Origin of the sequence: Bradyrhizobium sp. SRS-191 (assembly GCF_024586915.1) — a bacterium.
In the GTDB taxonomy this organism is placed as follows: domain Bacteria; phylum Pseudomonadota; class Alphaproteobacteria; order Rhizobiales; family Xanthobacteraceae; genus Bradyrhizobium.
In genome coordinates, this window is record NZ_JANBVS010000020.1 from 22,750 (window position 1) to 43,474 (window position 20,725).

The 20,725-nt window shown below is 66.1% G+C and carries 20 protein-coding genes; 12 read left to right on the forward strand and 8 right to left on the reverse strand.

Annotated elements, in window-relative coordinates:
• Positions 1-4: 4 nt before the first annotated feature.
• The 6 genes from NLR35_RS27950 to NLR35_RS27975 all read left to right on the forward strand — a co-directional run bounded on the left by NLR35_RS27950 (position 5) and on the right by NLR35_RS27975 (position 5,065).
• Complete coding sequence (locus tag NLR35_RS27950; RefSeq protein WP_257169763.1) at positions 5-757, forward strand: metal ABC transporter ATP-binding protein; 753 nt, start codon at positions 5-7, stop codon at positions 755-757.
• Complete coding sequence (locus tag NLR35_RS27955; protein WP_257169764.1) at positions 757-1,626, forward strand: metal ABC transporter permease; 870 nt, start codon at positions 757-759, stop codon at positions 1,624-1,626. Before NLR35_RS27950 ends, NLR35_RS27955 begins: the two co-directional genes overlap by 1 nt.
• 10 nt (positions 1,627-1,636) lie before the next feature.
• Entirely contained in the window at positions 1,637-2,512 is an 876-nt protein-coding gene (locus NLR35_RS27960; RefSeq protein ID WP_257169765.1) for a metal ABC transporter substrate-binding protein, read from the forward strand.
• A 61-nt stretch (positions 2,513-2,573) separates the two neighbouring features.
• Positions 2,574-3,620, forward strand: coding sequence for a GTP-binding protein (locus NLR35_RS27965; protein WP_257169766.1), 1,047 nt, complete (start codon positions 2,574-2,576; stop codon positions 3,618-3,620).
• Entirely contained in the window at positions 3,620-4,639 is a 1,020-nt protein-coding gene (locus NLR35_RS27970) for a WD40 repeat domain-containing protein (protein WP_257169767.1), read from the forward strand. The genes NLR35_RS27965 and NLR35_RS27970 overlap by 1 nt, the downstream gene beginning before the upstream one ends.
• 105 nt (positions 4,640-4,744) lie before the next feature.
• Entirely contained in the window at positions 4,745-5,065 is a 321-nt protein-coding gene (locus NLR35_RS27975) for a hypothetical protein (RefSeq protein ID WP_257169768.1), read from the forward strand.
• 376 nt (positions 5,066-5,441) lie between these two features.
• On the opposite strand, the gene NLR35_RS27980 is transcribed toward NLR35_RS27975, so the two are convergent.
• From NLR35_RS27980 to NLR35_RS28005, 6 genes are all read right to left on the reverse strand, one after another.
• Entirely contained in the window at positions 5,442-6,866 is a 1,425-nt protein-coding gene (locus NLR35_RS27980) for a homospermidine synthase (protein WP_257169769.1), read from the reverse strand.
• 54 nt (positions 6,867-6,920) lie between these two features.
• Entirely contained in the window at positions 6,921-7,310 is a 390-nt protein-coding gene (locus NLR35_RS27985) for a RidA family protein (protein ID WP_257169858.1), read from the reverse strand.
• Between the two features lie 98 nt (positions 7,311-7,408).
• Positions 7,409-7,570: a hypothetical protein gene (locus tag NLR35_RS27990; protein WP_257169770.1), complete on the reverse strand. Its 162-nt coding sequence runs from the start codon at positions 7,568-7,570 to the stop codon at positions 7,409-7,411.
• On the reverse strand, positions 7,558-8,148 hold the full coding sequence (locus NLR35_RS27995) for a GNAT family N-acetyltransferase (protein WP_257169771.1): 591 nt from the start codon (positions 8,146-8,148) through the stop codon (positions 7,558-7,560). Before NLR35_RS27995 ends, NLR35_RS27990 begins: the two co-directional genes overlap by 13 nt.
• A 180-nt stretch (positions 8,149-8,328) precedes the next feature.
• Positions 8,329-9,471, reverse strand: a complete 1,143-nt coding sequence (locus NLR35_RS28000; RefSeq protein ID WP_006613076.1) for a type III PLP-dependent enzyme — start codon at positions 9,469-9,471, stop codon at positions 8,329-8,331.
• A 675-nt stretch (positions 9,472-10,146) separates the two neighbouring features.
• Positions 10,147-10,407 (reverse strand): hypothetical protein, encoded by a 261-nt coding sequence (locus NLR35_RS28005; RefSeq protein WP_257169772.1) that lies wholly within the window; start codon positions 10,405-10,407, stop codon positions 10,147-10,149.
• 125 nt (positions 10,408-10,532) lie between these two features.
• Here NLR35_RS28005 and NLR35_RS28010 point away from each other — a divergent pair, with 125 nt between their 5' ends.
• Genes NLR35_RS28010 through NLR35_RS28020 form a run of 3 tightly spaced genes read left to right on the forward strand, consistent with a single transcriptional unit; the run spans position 10,533 to position 14,456 of the window.
• Entirely contained in the window at positions 10,533-12,614 is a 2,082-nt protein-coding gene (locus tag NLR35_RS28010) for a M3 family metallopeptidase (protein WP_257169773.1), read from the forward strand.
• Positions 12,615-12,624: 10 nt separating this feature from the next.
• Positions 12,625-13,260, forward strand: a complete 636-nt coding sequence (locus NLR35_RS28015) for a DUF1007 family protein (protein WP_257169774.1) — start codon at positions 12,625-12,627, stop codon at positions 13,258-13,260.
• Positions 13,257-14,456 (forward strand): nickel/cobalt transporter, encoded by a 1,200-nt coding sequence (locus tag NLR35_RS28020; RefSeq protein WP_257169775.1) that lies wholly within the window; start codon positions 13,257-13,259, stop codon positions 14,454-14,456. Before NLR35_RS28015 ends, NLR35_RS28020 begins: the two co-directional genes overlap by 4 nt.
• Positions 14,457-15,088: 632 nt before the next feature.
• On the opposite strand, the gene shc is transcribed toward NLR35_RS28020, so the two are convergent.
• Both shc and NLR35_RS28030 read right to left on the reverse strand, forming a co-directional pair.
• Positions 15,089-17,143 carry a squalene--hopene cyclase gene (gene shc, locus NLR35_RS28025; RefSeq protein WP_257169776.1) on the reverse strand — a complete coding sequence of 685 codons (2,055 nt, stop codon included), beginning with the start codon at positions 17,141-17,143 and terminating at the stop codon, positions 15,089-15,091.
• A gap of 204 nt (positions 17,144-17,347) precedes the next feature.
• Entirely contained in the window at positions 17,348-17,755 is a 408-nt protein-coding gene (locus NLR35_RS28030; RefSeq protein ID WP_257169777.1) for an MAPEG family protein, read from the reverse strand.
• 108 nt (positions 17,756-17,863) lie between these two features.
• Here NLR35_RS28030 and hemH point away from each other — a divergent pair, with 108 nt between their 5' ends.
• From hemH to NLR35_RS28045, 3 genes are all read left to right on the forward strand, one after another.
• Positions 17,864-18,946: a ferrochelatase gene (gene hemH, locus NLR35_RS28035; RefSeq protein ID WP_257169778.1), complete on the forward strand. Its 1,083-nt coding sequence runs from the start codon at positions 17,864-17,866 to the stop codon at positions 18,944-18,946.
• A gap of 188 nt (positions 18,947-19,134) precedes the next feature.
• On the forward strand, positions 19,135-20,142 hold the full coding sequence (locus NLR35_RS28040) for an SPFH domain-containing protein (RefSeq protein WP_257169779.1): 1,008 nt from the start codon (positions 19,135-19,137) through the stop codon (positions 20,140-20,142).
• 16 nt (positions 20,143-20,158) lie between these two features.
• Positions 20,159-20,605 (forward strand): NfeD family protein, encoded by a 447-nt coding sequence (locus NLR35_RS28045; protein ID WP_257169780.1) that lies wholly within the window; start codon positions 20,159-20,161, stop codon positions 20,603-20,605.
• The last annotated feature ends 120 nt before the right edge of the window (positions 20,606-20,725 follow it).

Sequence of the window (20,725 nt, forward strand, 5' to 3'; positions counted from 1 at the left end):
GCCGATGGCGCAACTGCAATTCCGCGACGTCACGCTGGGCTATGACCGCCACCCGGCCGTGCATCACCTCTCGGGCGACGTGGCCGAGGGGGCGCTGCTGGCCGTGATCGGCCCCAACGGCGCCGGCAAGTCGACGCTGTTTCGCGGCATCGTCGGGCTGTTGAAGCCGCTCGCCGGCAGCATCGCCGCCGCCGGTTTGAAGCCGCGCGAGATCGCCTATCTGCCGCAGATCGCCGACATCGACCGCACGTTTCCGATCTCGGTGTTCGATTTCGTCAGCACCGGGCTGTGGCGTTCGGTCGGCATCTTCGGCGGCATCGGTGCCGCGGCGCGCGACAAGATTGCGCAAGCCATCGCCGCTGTCGGGCTCACCGGCTTCGAAGGCCGCGGCATCGGCACGCTCTCCGGCGGCCAGATGCAGCGCCTGCTGTTCGCCCGCGTGCTGCTGCAGGATGCGCGGGTGATCGTGCTCGACGAGCCGTTCAATGCGATGGACTCGAAGACCTCGTCCGATCTCTTGCGGCTGATCGAGCACTGGCATGGCGAGCGGCGCACCGTGCTGGCGGCGCTTCACGACATGGACATGGTGCGCGCGCACTTCCCGCAGACCCTCTTGCTCGCGCGCGAGGCGGTGGCGTGGGGACCGACGGCCGAGGTGCTGACAACGGACAACCTCGCGCAGGCGCGCCGGATGTGCGAGGCCTTCGATGATGCCGCCGCACCCTGCGCACCGGCGCAATCCTCGAAGGCGGCGTGATGCTGCGCGAGGTGCTGTTCGCTCCGTTCTCGGATTTCGAGTTCATGCGCCGGGCGCTTGCCGCCGTGATCGCGCTTTCGCTTGGCTCCGGTCCGATCGGCGTGTTCCTGATGCTCCGGCGCATGAGCCTCGTTGGTGATGCCATGGCGCACGCGATCCTGCCGGGCGCCGCCATCGGCTTCCTGCTCTCGGGCCTCAACCTGTTCGCGATGACGACCGGCGGCCTCGTCGCCGGCTTTGCGGTGGCGCTGCTGTCGGGCCTGGTGTCGCGCTCGACCGGACTGAAGGAAGACGCCTCGCTCGCGACCTTCTATCTGGCCTCGCTGGCGCTCGGCGTCACCATCGTCTCGGTCAAGGGCACCAATATCGACCTGCTGCACGTGCTGTTCGGCAACATCCTGGCGATGGACGATCCGACCCTGCTGATGGTCGCGACCAACGCCACCATCACGCTGGTCGTGCTCGCGGTGATCTATCGTCCCCTGGTGGTCGAGAGCGTCGATCCCTTGTTCCTGCGCACGGTGAGTCGCGCCGGCGCACCGGCGCATCTGATCTTTCTCGGCCTGATCGTGGTCAATTTGGTCAACGGCTTCCAGGCGCTCGGCACCTTGCTTGCGGTCGGACTGATGATCCTGCCGGCGGGCATCGCGCGGTTCTGGTCGCGCGACGTCACGCCGATGATCTGCATCGCGGTCACGTCAGCCATCGTCTCCGGCTATGTCGGCCTCGTGCTGTCGTTTCAGACCCGCATTCCCTCGGGTCCGGCGATCATCCTGGTCGCGTCGCTGCTCTATCTCGGCTCGGTTCTGTTCGGACGCGTGGGCGGCGTGCTTCCGCAACTGTTTCCGGGACGCCATCTCGAAGCCTGAAGTGCATGCCATGAAACGATTGCTGTCCGCCCTGATCCTGCTTTGCAGCGCTCTCGCGCTCTCGCCCGCGTCGGCTGAGACCCGGCTGAGCGTCATCACCAGCTTTTCTATCCTTGCCGATTTCGTCCGCCAGGTCGGCGGCGACAAGGTCGAGGTGACCTCGCTGGTCGGCCCCGACAGCGACGTGCATGTCTACACGCCGACGCCGCACGACGCGAAGGAGGTCGGCGCGGCGAAGCTCCTCATCGTCAACGGCTTCGGCCTCGAAGGCTGGTTGCCGCGGCTGCAGCAGGCGTCGGGCAGCAAGGCGCCGATCATCGTGGCGACGGCCGGCATCACGCCGCGCAAGCGCGGCCCGGATGCCGACCCGCATGCCTGGCAGTCGGTCGGCAATGCCAAGGTCTATGTGACAAACATCCGCGACGCCCTGGTCGCGGCCGACCCGGCCGATGCCGAGACGTTCAAGGCCAATGCCGAACGCTATCTCGGCGAGCTCGACCAGCTCGACCGCGAGGTCCGCGCCGAGATCGACAAGATCCCGGCCGACCGGCGCAAGGTGATCTCCACCCATGACGCCTTCGGCTATTTCGCCGATGCCTATGGCCTCGCCTTCATCGCCCCGCTCGGCGTCTCCACCGAGACCGAGCCGTCGGCCCGCGACGTCGCCGAGATCATCCGCCAGGTGAAAAAAGCCGGGATTCCCGCGGTCTTCCTGGAGAATTTCAACGACGATCGGCTGATCGGCCGGATCGCGGCCGAGACCGGAGCCAAGATCGGCGGCACGCTGTATTCAGATGCCCTGAGCGCGCAAAACGGTCCCGTTCCCACTTACATTGCCATGGTCAGGCACAATATAAGGGCCCTGACGAGCGCGCTTGTCCGTTAGGGTTTTGCCCTCGCGGCGGGGCGCTTTTGAGCCATTTTCGACGCAAGTTTTCGGAGTGCGCATGTCCGACGCGAGCAAGACCCCTGTGACGGTGCTGACCGGCTATCTCGGAGCCGGCAAGACCACGCTTCTCAACCGCATCCTCTCCGAAGACCACGGCAAGAAGTACGCCGTCATCGTCAACGAGTTCGGCGAGATCGGCATCGACAACGACCTCATCGTCGGCGCCGACGAGGAAGTGTTCGAGATGAACAACGGTTGCATCTGCTGCACCGTGCGCGGCGATCTCGTGCGCATCATCTCCGGCCTGATGCGCCGCAAGGGCAAGTTCGACGCCATCATCGTCGAGACCACGGGGCTCGCCGATCCGGCGCCGGTGGCGCAGACCTTCTTCGTCGACGAGGACGTGCAGAAGAACGCGCGGCTCGATGCCGTCGTCACGGTGGCCGATGCAAAGTGGCTGTCGGATCGGCTCAAGGACGCGCCGGAGGCCAAGAACCAGATCGCGTTCGCCGACGTCATCGTGCTGAACAAGACCGATCTCGTCACCAAGCCGGAGCTCGCGGAAGTCGAGGCGCGCATCCGCGCCATCAACCCGTACGCGCGGCTGCATCGCACCGAGCGTTGCCAGATCGCGATCTCGGACGTGCTGGAGCGCGGCGCGTTCGATCTCGATCGCATCCTGGAGATCGAGCCGGAATTTTTGAACGCCGGTGACGACCACGATCATCATCACCATGATCACGACCACGGCCATGATCATGATCATCATCATCATCATGATCACGGCCTGAAGCACTATCATGATGAGGAGATGCAGTCGTTGTCGCTGCGCTCCGACAAGCCGCTCGATCCGTCGAAATTCATGCCTTGGCTGCAGAACCTGGTGCAGACCGAGGGCGGCAGGATCCTGCGCTCCAAGGGCATCCTGGCGTTCCAGGACGATGACGACCGCTACGTCTTCCAGGGCGTGCACATGATGCTGGAGGGCGATCACCAGCGGAAGTGGAAGCCGGACGAGGCGCGGCAGAGCCGCGTCGTCTTCATCGGCCGCGAGCTGCCGGAAGCCGCCATCCGCGAAGGCTTCGAACGCTGCATCGTGACCTGATGAGCAGCTTCGATACGGGCGGCGAGGCCGCATCCATCGTCTCCGTCACCGACAAGGTGAGGCCGGTCTCGCTCGGTATGGCCGTGACAGCAGTGCACTATCTCGGTGACCGCGCCGCTTTTGTCGGCACCGAGGAGAGCGTCGCTGTCGTCGATACCGAGGGCGAGATCAGCAAGGTCGAGGTCACCAGTGGCGGCATCCTGTCGGCGGTGTCCGATGGATCTCGCATCCTGTTCGGCGGCGATGACGGCAAGGTCTCGTCGCTCGACAAGGCAGGCCACGTGAGCGTGCTCGCCACTGATCCGAAGCGGCGCTGGATCGACAATGTCGCGGTGCATCCGGATGGCGCCATCTCCTGGTCGGTCGGCAAGACCGCGTTCGTGCGCGCGCCCAAGGGCGAGGAGAAGTCGCTCGAGGTGCCCTCGACCGCCGGCGGACTTGCGTTCGCGCCGAAGGGGCTGCGGCTCGCGATCGCGCACTACAACGGTGCGACGTTGTGGTTTCCGAACATGGCGGGCGAACCGGAATTTTTGGGATGGGCCGGCTCGCATCACGCCGTCACCTTCAGCCCCGACAACAAGTTCCTGGTCACCGCGATGCACGAGCCGGCGCTGCATGGCTGGCGGCTGGCGGATTCCCGGCACATGCGCATGACCGGTTATCCGTCGCGGGTGAAGTCGATGTCGTGGGGCAGCGGCGGGCGCTTCCTCGCCACCTCGGGTGCTGACATGGTCATCCTCTGGCCGTTCGTCGGCAAGGATGGGCCGATGGGCAAGGAGCCGGCGATGCTGGCGCCGATGAAGGCCAAGGTCACCGCAGTGGCCTGTCATCCCAAGCAGGACATCCTGGCCTGCGGCTATGAGGACGGCACCGTGCTGATGGTGCGCATGCAGGACGGCGCCGAGATCCTGGTGCGCCGGAACGAGACGCCGCCGGTGGTGGCGCTGGGCTGGAATGCCGCGGGGACGTGGCTCGCGTTCTCGGATGAGAGCGGCGAGGCGGGGCTGTTGCGGCTCTGAGGCTGCGTTCCCTTGGTTAATGGGGCATAGCGGCGCAGACCCGAACGGGAACTTCGCCTGCCGGTGACCGTTGTTCCGCGCATCACGAGATGCGGAGGACAGTCCATGGCCCCGATCAATAGCAAGAAGACGTTGCGCAGGGATCTGCTGCTCGCAGCCGGCCTGCTCGGCCTCGGTGCGGTCGTGGCGATCGTCTCGATTGTCGAGATCAAGGCGGGTCACCTCGACCAGATGGCCCAGGCGACGCCCTCCGCCTCGCCTGAGCCGTCGGCAACCCCGGCCGAGTCCAAGCCCGGCGGCACTCGCCCGACCACGCCGGCGCCCGAGCCCGCGCGCCCCGATCCGGCCGCCGTCCAGGAAGGCGCCAAGCCCGCGCTGCCGCCCGCGCCCGCCGAGAAGGTCGCGCCGCCGATGGAGAAGAAGTAGTCGGATTGCCCGACGCCTCCGCAAATCAGATGTCGTCCCGGCGAACGCCGGGACCCAGAGCCACCGGCCGTGATGAGGCAGGTCGCTGACAGCCAAGTCCCTCGATAGCATCCGCGGTATGGGTCCCTGCGTTCGCAGGGACGACACCGGTGATTGGGCCGCCCGACCTGTCGTGGGGCGATGGTCGCGGTCGTGGGACGGGGTGTGCGGTCCGGCTGTTGGGCATGCCTTCGCAACACACTCCGCTGTCGTCCCTGCGAACGCAGGGACCCATAACCACAGGGAGGAGTGTGGGGCAGGCTGGCCGCTCCAGCCCGCGCCTCACGACTGCTGCGGAGTATGGGTCCCGGCTCAAGGCCGGGACGACAGCTAGGGTTTACCGCACCAGGATGTTGCGGAACTGCCAGGGATCGGACGTGTCAATGTCCTCCGGGAACAGGCCCGGGCGGTCGTTCAGCGGGGTCCAATCCGTGTAGTAGCCCTTCACCGGGCCGAGATACGGTGTCTGGATCTCCAGGCAGCGGCGGAAGTCCATCTCGTCGGCTTCGACGATGCCGGCATTGGGGTTCTCCAGCGCCCAGACCATGCCGGCGAGCACCGCTGACGAGACCTGCATGCCGGTGGCGTTCTGATACGGCGCGACGCGGCGGGTCTCCTCGATCGACAGCTGCGAGCCGTACCAATAGGCGTTCTTGCCGTGGCCGTAGAGCAGCACGCCGAGCTCGTCGATGCCGTCGACGATCTCGTTCTCGTCGAGGATGTGCCACTTCTCCTGCATCTTGCCGGTGGCGCCGAAGATCTCGTGCAGCGATAGCACCGCGTCGTTCGCCGGATGATAGGCGTAGTGGCAGGTCGGGCGGTACACCACCTTGTCGCCGTCGCGCACGGTGTAGTAGTCGGCGATCGAGATCGACTCGTTGTGGGTCACCAGGAAGCCATATTGCGCGCCCGGCGTCGGGCACCATGAGCGCACGCGGGTGTTGGCGCCGGGCTGCAGCAGATAGATCGCGGCGCCGCAGCCCTCGGTGTGGCAACGGCCGTTGTCCGGCATCCACTTCTCATGCGTGCCCCAGCCGAGCTCGGCCGGCTGCATGCCCTCGGAGACGAAGCCCTCGACCGACCAGGTGTTGACGAACACATCCATCGGCTTCGGGTTCTTGGAGCGCTGGGTGTCGCGCTCGGCGATGTGCACGCCCTTGACGCCGAGCTTCTGCATCAGCTGCGCCCAGCCCTCGCGGCTCTTCGGCTCGACGATCTCGGTCTTGGTGTCCCGGGCGATGTCGAGCAGCGCCTGCTTGACGAACCAGGAGACCATGCCGGGATTGGCGCCGCAGGTAGAGACGGCGGTGGTGCCGCCCGGGCTCTTACGGCGCGCGGCGAGCAGCGTCTCGCGCAGCGCGTAGTTCGAGCGCTGCTCGACGCCCATCTGCTTGTCGAAATAGAAGCCGGCCCACGGCTCGACGACGGTGTCGATATAGAGCGCGCCGATTTCGCGGCATAGCGTCATCAGGTCGACCGAGGAGGTGTCGACCGAGAGGTTGACGCAAAAACCCTGGCCGCCGCCTTCGGTGAGCAGCGGCACCAGCAGCTCGCGGTAATTGTCGCGGGTCACGCCCTGCTGGATGAAGCGCACGCCGTGCTTCTTCGCCAGCGCGCCGTCGTCATGCGGATCGATGATGACGAAGCGGCTCTTGTCGTACTCGAAATGGCGTTCGATCAAGGGCAGGGTGCCCTTGCCGATCGAGCCGAAGCCGATCATCACGATGGGGCCGGTGATCTTCGCGTGGATCTGCGAGCTCATGAGGGATGGTCTCCGGACAGGTGCTTTCGCGTTCGTGGATTGAGTGGCGCTGCGTCAGGCGCTGCGCCGTTTGGCGGTGACTTCGATCTCGACCTTCATCTCAGGCTTGTAGAGGCCCGCGACGATGAGCAGCGTTGCGGCCGGGCGGATGTCGCCGAGCACTTCGCCGCAGACGGCAAAATGCGCGTCGGCGTCGTTGACGTCGGTCAGGTAGTAGGTGGCGCGGACGATGTCGGCCATCTCGAAGCCGCCCTCCTGCAGGGCGGCCGCGATGGTCTTGAAGCAGTTGCGTGACTGGCTCGTGACATCGGCCGGCATGGTCATGGTGGTGTAGTCGTAGCCGGTCGTCCCGGCGACGAAGGCGAAGTCGCCATCAACAACCGCGCGGCTGTAGCCGGCGGTCTTCTCGAACGGTGATCCGGTAGAGATCAAACGGCGGGGCATTTCGGGGACCTCGTCGGGGGATTTTCGGGGGTTAAAGAGCTTTTGCTGCACCTGCGCAACCCCTGGCGGGGCGGGCCGGGCACCGCTTGCCGGAATGCCTAACGCAGCCGCGTGACGTCGGGTCCGGCAGGCGGGGAACTGTTCCAGCGCCTGACCACGATGTCGCGGACGATCATGATCCCGAGCAGGATCAGGACGAGCGTCGGCAGCAGGGTCCGCCGCGGCGGCGCGACCGCCGCCCGGCTCCTCACGCCGCGCATGGCAGCGGCCGCTCCTTGCGGCGGCGGGCTTTGCGCTCGGGCGCGCCGGTGGCGACGATCATGCCGCTAGCGCCGTCCAGCGCGCCGTCGACCAGCTCGAGCCCGAGCAGGCGCGCGCGCTCGAACGCGCCGGGCAGCTCCAGTGCGGCGGCCTTGGCGGCTTCGAAGCCGAAGCGGGCGTAGTAGGGCGCATCGCCGAGCAGGATCACCGCGCCATGGCCGCGCGACGCCGCGATCATCAGCGCGGCGTTCATCAGTGCCGCGCCGACGCCGAGGCTGCGCGCCTCGGCCGCGACGGCCAGCGGCCCGAGCATCAGCGCATCGCGTCCGCCGGCGCTGACGTGCCACAACCGCAGCGTTCCCACCAGGACGCCGCCGCGCATCGCCGACAGGGCCAGGCCCGCGGCGGGCGCGCGTCCGTCGCGCAGGCGCTGGCAGGTGCGCTCATGGCGGTTGTCGCCAAAGCAGGCATCGAGCAGCGTCTCGCGCGCCGCCACGTCGGAGGCACGCTCGCTGCGGATCACGAACGGAGCGGCAGTCCGAAGCGGCGTCATCGTCTGGGAGTGGAAAGCGGTCATGGCACGTCAGTCCCCGGCCTGCGCGGCGAGCTGTCGCCCGCGCGCAAACACATCAAGTCGGTTGATGAGGTAGGTCTGTCGTTCTCGCTCCCGCGGTCGGGAGAGAGGTGGGGTGGGGCTGCCCTCACCCGACGCTTCGCGTCGGCCTCTCCCGCAAGCGGGAGAGGCGAAGCGAGCGGATCAGATGTGATACGTCTTCAGCGGCGGGATGCCGTTGAAGGCCACCGACGAGTACGTCGAGGTATACGCCCCGGTCCCCTCGATCAGCACCTTGTCGCCGATCGAGAGCGTCACCGGCAGCGGATACGGCAGCTTCTCGTACATCACGTCGGCCGAATCGCAGGTCGGGCCGGCGAGCACGCACGGTGTCGTCTCCGCGCCCTCATGCGGGGTGCGGATGGCGTAGCGGATCGATTCGTCCATCGTCTCGGCGAGACCGCCGAACTTGCCGATGTCGAGATAGACCCAGCGCAGCTCGTCCTCGTCGCTCTTCTTCGAGATCAGCACCACTTCCGACTCGATGATCCCGGCATTGCCGACCATGCCGCGGCCCGGCTCGATGATCGTCTCCGGGATCTGGTTGCCGAAATGCTTGCGCAGCGCGCGGAAGATCGAGCGGCCGTACTGCACGACCGGCGGCACGTCCTTCAGGTACTTGGTCGGGAAGCCCCCGCCCATGTTGACCATGGTCAGGTTGATGCCGCGCTCGGCGCAGTCGCGGAACACCGTCGAGGCCATCGCCAGCGCGCGGTCCCACGCCTTCACCTTGCGCTGCTGCGAGCCGACATGGAACGAGATGCCGCACGGCTCCAGGCCCAGGCGCTTCGCCAGGTCCAGCACTTCCACAGCCATCTCCGGATCGCAGCCGAACTTGCGCGACAGCGGCCACTCGGCGCCGGCGCAATCGTACAGGATGCGGCAGAACACCTTGGCGCCGGGCGCCGAGCGCGCGATCTTCTCGACCTCGGCGGCGCAGTCCACAGCAAAGAGGCGGATGCCGAGCGCGTAGGCGCGCGCGATGTCCCGCTCCTTCTTGATGGTGTTGCCATAGGAGATGCGGTCCGGCGTCGCACCGGCGGCCAGCGCCATCTCGATCTCGGCGACGGTCGCCGTGTCGAAGGACGAGCCGAGCGAGGCGAGCAGCGACAGCACTTCCGGCGCAGGGTTGGCCTTGACCGCGTAGAACACGCGGCTGTCCGGCAGCGCCCGGGCGAAGTTCATGTAGTTGTCGCGCACGATGTCGAGGTCGACGACGAGACAGGGCTCGTGGTCCAGACCTTCCTCGCGGCGGTTGCGCAGGAATTCCCGGATACGTTCGGTCATAGCACCCTCCAAACGGCCCGTTTGCGACGTGGCCCGTTCAAAATGATCCCGACACGGGTGCCTTGGCCTCGCCGCCCGATGGAAAGGCGACAAGACCTCGAACCCGAAGCCGAATTGTGCTGCCGTGGATTGGTTGGGAATTTCCCGCCCGCACACCTGGCAATGAAGGACAAGCCTTTTCAGTAGCCCGCGCCGGCGTTGGACTGCCGGTAGAGACCAAAAAAGCCCGATCCGTCGTTGCTTTAAGTCGCGTCCCCCGTTGAGAGCGGGGTGCGCCGGTTCGCCTCCGGCTGCCAGTCACGGTTGCAAAAGAGGAGGTGACCTTCAGCGGCATCTCTTGAGAGAGATGCTGGGCTCTTGGAGCATGACGATCTCGATCGAACTGATCTTGATCGCAACGATCCGAGGGCCCCTCGGTTCCTCATCCCTTGGCGGCTGTCCGGCCTCTTGTCCGGATACCTACCGACTGACACACGACCACAGGCACGTGCGAAATTGGGCAAGACCGGAAATATGCGTTTTGAATTTCGTTCGCAAGGAATTTTTGGGTGCGGCGAAAGATTTCCCTAATCTGTGCTTGCGCGACACACAGAGCGGCGCCGTGTCTGAACGAACGTTAAGCGAGCTTAAACTTTCGTAACGCGTTCACGCTTGCAGGACAGCGTTTTGCGCTGTTCACGCGCGCTTGGTGAAGGGCTCGATGCGCTGTGCGCCGCGGATGAAGCCGATCATCACGAACACGCCGATCGCGAACAGCACGGCCTGCAGGATGTGCGCGCCCTGGTCGCCGAGCCCGAACAGAATCGCCAGCGCCCAGCCGCCGGCAAAGGCCGCGCCGAACACTTCCGCGCCGATCAGGATCGCCGCCGAGATGACGGTGATCACGGTCTGCCAGGCGATCTGGCGGGCGGGCTTCGCGGTGCTGTCTGCGCTCATGGTCCGGGGTCCTTTTGAGGGGCGCAATCTCTCCGAAATGGCCCCGGCCTTCAAGGGGAAATGACCCAAAAAGGACCGGCTCCGTGGTAGGAGGGGCGCCTGTTTGATCCGGAGAGCAAGAGCCGATGTCCGACACGACCGCCTCGATCGACGCCCAGAGCAATCCGCTGCTCGCGGCCTGGGACACCCCGCACCAGACACCGCCCTTCGACGCGATCAGGCCCGAGCATTTCCTGCCGGCCTTCGAGCGCGCCTTCGCCGATCACACTGCCGAAATCGCAGCAATTTCCCACGATCCGGCGGAGCCCGACTTCGCCAACACCATCACGGCGCTGGAGCGCTCGGGCAAGCTGCTCTCCAAGGTCGCGGCGGTGTTCTACGATCTCGTCTCGGCGCATTCCAACCCGGCGATTCTGGAGATCGACAAGGAGGTGTCGCTGCGGATGGCGCGGCACTGGAACCCGATCATGATGAATGCCGTGCTGTTTGGCCGCATCGCGCTGCTCTACGACAACCGCAAGACGCTCACGCTGACCGGCGAGGAGCAGCGGCTGCTGGAGCGCACCTACACCCGCTTCCGCCGCGCCGGCGCCGGCCTCAAGGACGAGGCCAAGGCGCGCATGGCCGAGATCAACGAGCAGCTCGCCCAGCTCGGCACCACCTTCAGCCATCACGTGCTCGGCGACGAGCAGGACTGGTTCCTGGAGCTCGGCGAGGATGACCGTGCCGGCCTCTCCGACAGCTTCGTCGCCGCTGCCAAGGCTGCGGCGGAGGAGCGCGGCATGCCCGGCAAGGCGATCGTGACCCTGTCGCGCTCCTCGGTCGAGCCGTTCCTGCAGAGCTCCGCCCGCCGCGACCTGCGCGAGAAGGTGTTCAAGGCCTTCACCGCGCGCGGCGACAATGGCAATGCCAACGACAACAACGCGGTCATCGGCCAGATCCTGGCGCTGCGCGAGGAATCCGCCAAGATCATGGGCTTCCCGAACTTCGCGGCCTATCGCCTGGAGGATTCCATGGCGAAGACGCCGGAGGCGGTGCGCGGCCTGTTGGAGCGGGTGTGGAAGCCGGCGCGTGCCAAGGCGCTGGCCGATCGCGACCAGTTGCAGGCGCTGATCGCGGAGGAGGGCGGCAACTTCAAGCTCGAGGCCTGGGACTGGCGCTACTACGCCGAGAAGCTGCGCCAGGCGAAGGCCAACTTCGATGACGCGTCGATCAAGCCGTATCTCTCGCTCGACAACATGGTCGCGGCCGCGTTCGACTGCGCGACGCGGCTGTTCGGCATCACTTTCGCCGAGCGCAAGGACATCCCGGTCTGGCATCCGGACGTCCGGGTGTGGGAGATCAAGGCGCCCGACGGCAGCCACAAGGCGCTGTTCTATGGCGACTACTTCGCGCGGCCCTCGAAGCGCTCCGGCGCCTGGATGACCTCGCTGCGCGACCAGCAGAAGCTCGACGGCGACACCGCGCCCTTGATCATCAACGTCTGCAACTTCGCCAAGGGTGCCGACGGCCAGCCCTCGCTGCTGTCGCCGGACGATGCCCGCACCTTGTTCCACGAGTTTGGTCACGGCCTGCACGGCATCCTCTCCAACGTGACCTATCCGTCGCTGTCCGGCACGTCGGTCTTCACAGATTTCGTCGAGCTGCCGTCGCAGCTCTACGAGCACTGGCAGGAGCGCCCCGAGGTGCTGCAGACCTTCGCGAAGCACTACCAGACCGGCGAGCCACTGCCGCAGGATCTGCTCGAGCGCTTCCTGGCGGCGCGCCGCTTCAACCAGGGCTTTGCCACGGTGGAGTTTGTGTCGTCGGCGCTGATCGATCTGGAATTCCACACCCAGCCGGCGTCGGCGTCGAAGGACGTGCGCGCGTTCGAAAAGGCCGAGTTGGAGAAGATCGGCATGCCCCAGGAGATCGCGCTGCGCCATCGGCCGACCCAATTCGGCCACATCTTCTCGGGAGACCATTATGCGGCGGGCTATTACAGCTACATGTGGTCGGAGGTGATGGATGCGGATGCCTTCGGCGCCTTCGAGGAAGCCGGCAACATCTTCGATCCTGCGGTGGCCAAGCGGCTCCACGACAATGTCTACTCGTCGGGCGGCTCGCTCGATCCCGAGGCGGCTTACGTCGCCTTCCGCGGCCGCGAGCCCGAGCCTGACGCGCTGCTGCGCCGGCGCGGCCTGCTCGATATCCCCGCGGCGGCTTGAGGTGAGGATGATGGCAGTTGTTCGTGTCGTTCTCGCTGCGCTGACGCTCGTGCTCGGCGCGAGCGCGGCGAGCGCCCATCCGCATGTCTGGGTCACCGCGACCAGCGAGCTGCTCTATGCGGCCGACGGCACGGTGACCGGCGTGCGCCACGCCTGGACCTTCGACGACATGTTCGCGACCTATGCGCTGCAGGGGCTCGAGACCAAGCAGAAGGGCGTCTACACCCGCGAGGAGCTGGCGCCGCTGGCGCAGACCAACGCCGAGTCGCTGAAGGAATATGCCTACTTCACCTTCATCAAGGCGGATGGCCGCAAGCAGAAGCTGGTCGATCCCGTCGACTACTACCTCGAATACAAGGACACCAAGCTGACCCTGCACTTCACGCTGCCGCTGAAGGCGCCGGTGAAGCCGAGGGATCTGCAGGTCGAGGTCTACGATCCCAGCTATTTCATCGATTTCCAGATGGCGGAGAAGGATCCCGTCAAGCTGGTCAGTGCTCCCGCAGGCTGCAAGTTCGGCCTGGTGAGACCGAGCGACGGCGGCACCGTCGCGCAGACCATGAACGAACAGACATTCCTGAGCGGCGGGGCGAACGCCAATTTCGGAATGAACTTCGCCAACAAGATCTCAGTGGAATGTCCATGACACCTCGCCCCAGCTCCGCCCGACCGTTTCTCACTTGCGCCGCGATCCTCGCGGCGCTTTTGGCTGCCGACGCTGCCTCGCATGTGCTGCTCGCCAAGTCGCCGTTCGGCGCGCCGGCGGAGCCGCAGGTCGGCGGCATCGTCGGCTGGATCCTGGCCAAGCAATCGGAATTCTACCGGCAGATGTCGTCGACGATCCGTGCGGCCAAGGAGGATGGCTCGGCGGTGTGGTGGCTGCTGGCCATCTCCTTTGCTTATGGCATCTTCCATGCGGCCGGGCCCGGCCACGGCAAGGCGGTGATCGCCTCCTATCTCGTCGCCAACCAGGAGACGGCGAAGCGCGGCATCGTGCTGTCGTTCGCCTCGGGCCTGATGCAGGCCCTGGTCGCGGTCGCCATCGTCGGCATCGGCGCGGTGCTGCTCAACGCGACGGCGGCCACGATGTGCAGCGCCGAGAAGGTGGTGGAGATCGCGAGCTACGGCCTGATCGCGCTGCTCGGCGCGCGGCTGGTGTGGGTCAAGGGCTCAGCGTTCCTGCGGACGTGGCAGCCGGCGACGCCGGCGCTTGCGCTGGCTGGTGCGCCAGCGGCGGCCGTGGCGCCGTCAGCGCATGATCATGGCCACGCCCATGATCATCAGCATCGCGCGCAGCATGATCATCATGGCCACGACCACCATCATGGCCATGACCACCACGGGCACGATCATCACGGCCATGATCACCACGGTCACGTGCACACGCAGGCGGCGGCGCACGGTCACGCCCATCATGACCACGTGCATCACGACCACGTCCACGGCGACGATTGCGGCTGCGGCCATTCCCACGGGCCCGCGCCGAGCGAGCTCGCCGGTCCCGGCGGCTGGCAGCGCGGCTTCCAGGCGATCTTCGCCGCCGGCATCCGCCCGTGCTCGGGCGCGATCCTGGTGCTGGTGTTCGCCCTGGCGCAGGGCATGTTCTGGGCCGGCGTTGCCGCCACCATCGTGATGGGCATGGGCACGGCGATCACCGTCGCGACCATCGCCGTCATCGCAGTGGCCGCCAAGGACATCGCCCGCCGCCTCAGCGCCGGCCGAGACGGCGGCGGCGCCCTGATCATGCGGGGCTTGGAGTTCGGGGCGGCCGGGCTGGTGTTGTTGTTCGGCGCAGGCCTGCTGCTCGGCTACATGGCAGCGGAACGGACGACCTGCTTCTGAGCGGCGCGGGCTTCGTCGCTCCGCACTCGGCCGACACGGCCACCTCGGCGTACTGGATGCTCCGCCTGCGCGGGGCATGACAGCGGATGAGATTGCCCAGCTCGAGCAACGCCACCAGTGTCGTCCCGGCCTTGAGCCGGGATCCATACTCCGCGGCGCTCGTGATTGAGCGAGCTGCCAACTCCAAGCCTGCCTCAAACCGCTCCCTGTGGTTATGGGTCCCTGCGTTCGCAGGGACGACAGCGGAGGTTTTAGCGAGAGCGTGCCTCACAACAGGTGTCGTCCGGCAAGCCGCGAACGCGCGACAGCGCGGTCTTGGCGCCGACCCGGGACCCATACTCCGCGGCAGTCGTGATTGAGAGAGCTGCCAACTACAAGCCTGCCTCAAACCGCTCCCTGTGGTTATGGGTCCCTGCGTTCGCAGGGACGACAGCGGAGGCTTTGGTGAGAGCGGGCTCCAAAACATGTGTCGTCCCTGCGAACGCAGGGACCCATACCGCGGATGCTGTCGAGGGACGGGGCTGTTAGCGGCGCGTCTCATCGCGGCCGGTGGTGATGGGCCCCGGCTCAAGGCCGGGACGACACCGAGGGGGGGGGATGCAGCGTACCGGATGGCGGAGAGCTAATAGCGCCTACCCATGCCCCTGCGGCCGCAGTGCGCGGCCCAAGGCCATCAGCGGGAAGTAGTGGCGGTACATGCCGTAGCGGAGCATGAAGGCGCGCGAGAGTTCGGGGCCCTGCATCAGTCGTTCCTGCAAGGAGGGGTCGTTCAGCTTGATGGTCTGGCCGACGCCGTAGCCGGGGAAGCCGGTGCCGGTGAATTCGGGCTCGTCCCAGGTGCCGGCGGACTGGCGCTCGACCAGCCACATGCAGCCACGCTCGATCGCGTCCCTGTCATCAGGGCGATTGGCGGCGAGCAGCGCCATCAGCGCCCACGCCGTTTGCGACGCCGTGGTGGTGCCGCGGCCGACCGCGCTGACATCCATGTAGGACGCGCAGCTCTCGCCCCAGCCGCCATCGGCTTGCTGGTTGGCGACCAGCCAGTCGCAGGCCCGGACGATATAGGGCTGGGTCATGTCCTCGCCGATCGCGGCCAGCGCCGGCAGCACCGCGCCGGTGCCGTAGACGTAGTTGACGCCCCAGCGGCCGAACCAGGGGCCGCTCGGCTCCTGCTCGCGCCGGATATAGTCCAGCGCCTGCACCATCGACGGGTGGTTGCGCGAAATGCCGAGCTTGCCGAACGCCTCGACGATATGAGCTGTCACGTCGACCGAGGGAGGATCGAGCGCCTCGCCGTAATCGCAGAACGGAATCTTGGTCAGGATCTTCTGGTTGTTGTCCTTGTCGAACGCGCCCCAGCCGCCGCCCTGGCTCTGCATGCCGATCAGCCAGTCGACGCCGAGCTGGATCGCCTCGTCGATGCCCTTGGCCTTCCACTTGGGATCGTGGCGCAGCGGCGCCAGCGCGATCAGCGCGACTGCCGTGTCGTCCGTGTCCGGATAGTAGTTGTTGGCGTATTCGAACGCCCAGCCGCCGGGCTTGACGTGCGGCAGCTTCATCGACCAGTCGCCGGGCACGCGCACCTGGCGGTCGAGCACCCAGTTCACCGCCTTGTCGACGGCTTCGGGATAGTCGCCGAGCACGCCGGCATCGTCGAAGGCGAGCAAGGTCAGGATCGTGTCCCAGACCGGGCTGTTGGTGGCCTGGATGTAGGTGGCGTCGCCGACATCGACGCGCCAGCCGGGGTCGTTGAGCGCATCGAGGCCCTTGGCGAGCACCGGATGGTTGAGCGGATAACCTTCCGTGTAGAGCGCCATCAGGCCGTAGATCCAGGGCGGCTGGATGCCGCCCCAGGCGCCGTCGAAATCCTGGTGACGGATCATCCATTCCAGCACGCGGCTGGTCGCGGCGGGGCGGAACAGGCCGAGATTGAGCTTGTTGCCGAGGTTCTGCAGGGCGTGCAGCACCTTGTCGGCGCCGCGGAAGAACTTGTCCCAGCCGCCGGCATTGGCCTTGACCGGCAGCTCGTAGTCGAACGCGGCGCGCCCGCGCGGAAACAGCGCATCGAGCCGGTTCTCCGGCGGCAGCGGCCGGCTCGGCCGCTTCGCCGAGAGCACCGCGATCGGCATCAACGTCGCGCGGGCCCATTGCGCAAAATTGTAGATCGAGAACGGAAACCAGAGCGGAAACCAGATCACTTCGGGCGGGATGTTGGGGGTCTTCTCCCACGGCCATTCGCCGATCAGCGCCAGCCAGTAGCGCGTGAACACGCGGATGTTGCGCAGGCCGCCCTTGGCCTCGATCCACTCCCGCGCCCGGCGTACCGCCGGCTCGTCATCGCGGAAGCCGAGCGAGCGGAGCGCCGCATAGGCCTCGACGGTGGCGTTGATGTCGCCATTGGGCGCGCCGAAATAGACCTGCCAGGCGCCGTCCGGGCGCTGGCTGTCCAGCAGCGACTGGCCGAGGCGCTTGCGCAGCGGATGATCCTCGAGCCCCATGAACCAGAGGGCGAGACACCATTGCGCCTCCATGCAGGCGTTGGACTCGGCGCGGCCGACCCAGTGTCCGTCCGGCTTCTGGCTGGCGATCAGCCAGTCCGCCGCGGCCCGCACGGTCGATTGCAGGGCGGTCTGATAGTTTCCCGGGTCGCGCTGCGCGCGCGCGGAGGCCGAGTTGGTCAAAGTCATCACGATTCCTCTGGCGGCCACACGGCGCCGCGACAGCTGTCGAATTCACCCCGCCCTATAGGGAATTTCGCCGCCAAATCCAATCAACAGGCCGTAGCCGACCGGATCAAAAAGGAAACGAAAGGCGTACGGACGGGGTCTCCCGCGGTCGTGGTTAGCACCCCCATGGGAGCAGGGATGTGACGCCGCTCACGTGCGGTCCGCTCAGGCCGGAAGGTAATTGCGCAGCAAAGGGAGGAAGAAGATCCCGACCGTGATCAGGAAGCCGATCGCCCACAGGATTGAGCGCAACGAGGGCCGGTCGCCGATATAGGTCAGCACATAGGCCACGCGGACGATCACGAACAGCACCGACAGCTCGTTGATCAGGTTCTGCGGCGCCCCGCGGAACTCGGCGAGCAACACGGCGGCGGCAAAGAATGGAAACGCCTCGATGCCGTTCTGGTGGGCACCCAGTGCCCGCTCGCGGATGCCGCCGTCATAAAAGCCGGGATCCCTCGGTCTGGAATTGTCGTAGCGGCCCGCACCGTCGACGCTGATCCATTTCGCCGGCACGATCGTTACGAGGTAGAGCATTACGCTGGCGAAAATGCATAGCTCAGCAATCGTCATGGCTCCTCCAGCCCGCTCCTCCAGCCCGATGACATCGGTGAAATGGCCCTTATCTTGACAATGTCGAAACAAGCCGCCAAGCCTCGCCCTTCACCAGTCACGGGCATCATGACCGCCGCCATCTCTCTCGACAATGCCAAGCCTGCTGACCTTAAGCCTGCTGACCTCAGGCCTGTTGAGGTCAAGCCCTTGCCGGCTGCGAGCGCGTCGCGGGTCGGCGTACTGCTGGTCAATCTGGGAACGCCGGATACGGCCGATGCCGCCGGCGTGCGCGTCTATCTCAAGGAATTCCTGTCCGATCGCCGCGTGATCGAGGACCAGGGCCTGTTGTGGAAGATCATTCTCAACGGCATCATCCTCAACGTCCGGCCGCGCAAGAAGGCCAAGGACTACCAGTCGATCTGGAACAATGAGAAGAACGAATCGCCGCTGAAGACGATTACGCGCGCGCAGAGCGACAAGCTTGCAGCCGCAATCGCCGACCGCAGCCACGTCGTCGTCGACTGGGCGATGCGCTACGGCAATCCATCGATGAAGGCCGGGATCGACGGGCTGAAGGCCAGGGGGTGCGATCGCATCCTCGTGGTGCCGCTGTATCCGCAATATTCCGCCGCGACCTCCGCGACTGTCTGCGACGAGGCGTTCCGCGTGCTGACCGAGATGCGCGCGCAGCCGACGATCCGGGTGACGCCGCCGTATTACAATGACGATTTCTACATCGAGGCGCTCGCGGTTTCGATCGAGGAGCACCTCAAGACGCTGCCGTACACGCCCGAGCTGATCGTGGCGTCGTTTCACGGCATGCCCAAGGAATATGTCGACAAGGGCGATCCCTATCGCGAGCAGTGCGTCGCCACCACGGAGCTGCTGCGCAAGCGGCTCGGCATGGACGACACCAAGCTGCTGCTCACCTTCCAGTCCCGCTTCGGCTTCTCGGAATGGCTGCAGCCCTACACCGACAAGACCATCGAGAAGCTCGCCAAGGACGGCGTCAAGCGCATCGCCGTTGTCATGCCGGGCTTCGCCGCCGACTGCCTGGAGACGCTGGAGGAAATCTCCGGCGAGAACTGCGAGATCTTCAAGCACAATGGCGGCGAGGAGTTCTCCGCCGTGCCGTGCCTGAACGACAGCGCTCCGGGTATGGAGGTGCTGAGGCAATTGGTGCTGCGCGAGCTGCAGGGGTGGCTCTAAGCCGCGGCCGTTATTGCCGGCCGTCTAGGTAAGCTCCACCTCGGCACAAGATCGACGAACGCGCGGCCGTCGAAAATATCTTCCTGAACCGCGCCCATCGGACCCCCGACAAAATCATGCGGCAATCCCTAGATTGTGATTGCTGCAGAGGCTGGTGAGGAGACGCCGTCTCCTCCCTTGGAGGATCCATGAGCGGTTTCGATATTTTCGCCATAGCGCTGGTGCTGCTGATCATCTTCACGCTGTACTCCGGCGTGAAGACGGTGCCGCAGGGGTTCGACTGGACCGTCGAGCGGTTCGGCAAATACACCGGCACGCTGTCGCCGGGCCTGAACCTCATCGTCCCGTTCTTCGACAAGATCGGGCGCAAGATCAACATGATGGAGCAGGTGATCGACATCCCCGAGCAGGAGGTCATCACCAAGGACAACGCCACGGTGACGGTGGACGGCGTCGCGTTCTACCAGGTGTTCGACGCGGCGAAGGCGAGCTACGAGGTCGCCAACCTCAACCAGGCGATCATCACGTTGACGATGACCAACATCCGCTCGGTGATGGGTTCGATGGATCTCGACCAGGTGCTGTCGCATCGCGACGAGATCAACGAGCGGCTGCTGCGCGTCGTCGACGCCGCGGTGTCGCCGTGGGGACTCAAGGTCAACCGCATCGAGATCAAGGACATCGTGCCGCCCGCTGATCTGGTCGAGGCGATGGGCCGGCAGATGAAGGCCGAGCGCGTCAAGCGTGCCGACATTCTCCAGGCCGAGGGCCAGCGGCAGTCAGAGATTTTGCGCGCGGAAGGCGCCAAGCAGAGCCAGATCCTGCAGGCCGAGGGCCGGCGCGAATCGGCGTTCCTCGATGCCCAGGCGCGCGAGCGGTCCGCCGAGGCCGAGGCCAAGGCGACGCAGATGGTGTCGGACGCGATCGGCAAGGGCGACGTCGCGGCGCTCAACTACTTCATCGCCGACAAATACATCAAGGCGTTCGGTCAGCTCGCGGACTCCCCCAACCAGAAGGTGATCATGCTGCCGATCGAGGCCACGGGCATGCTGGCCTCGCTCGCCGGCATCGGCGAGATCGCCAAGGCGACGTTCGGCGAGAGCGCGGCCTCGGCCGTCGCCGCCGCACGCCGCGGCGGCTCGGTGCCATCGGCGGGTACACCGCCGAAGCCGCCCGTGCCGCCGCAGCAGGCCTGATCGGAGGAGGCGTCTCATGAGCGACATCCTCGTGACGCTCGGCACCTGGAACTGGCTGATCTTCGGCATCGTCCTGATGGCGCTGGAGCTGCTCGCGCCCGGCGTGTTCCTGATCTGGCTCGGCATCGCCGCGCTATTGGTCGGCATGATCTCGTTTGGCCTCGCGTCCACATGGCAGCTGCAGATCCTGATGTTCGCGCTGTTTGCGATCGCCGCCGTGCCGCTGTGGCGGCACGTCGCGCGCAGGAGCACGGCGTCGGCCGGCGACAACCCGTTCCTCAACCGCCGCTCCGCGGCGTTGGTGGGGCGCGAGTTCACACTGGAAAAGCCGATCATCGACGGCAACGGCACCGTGCGCATCGACGACACGGTCTGGCGCGTCGCCGGCCCCGACACGCCCGCCGGCAGCCGCGTGCGCATCGTGCAGGCGGACGGAGCGCATCTGACGGTGACGGCGGCGTAGCTCTGCGCTGTTAAATACAGCGCCCTCTCCCCTTGCGGGAGAGGGCATCGCCAGCCCATCAACATACTCGGTTGGGTGAGGGGTATCTCTCCGCGATTCGTGATCGCCGAAGCATACCCC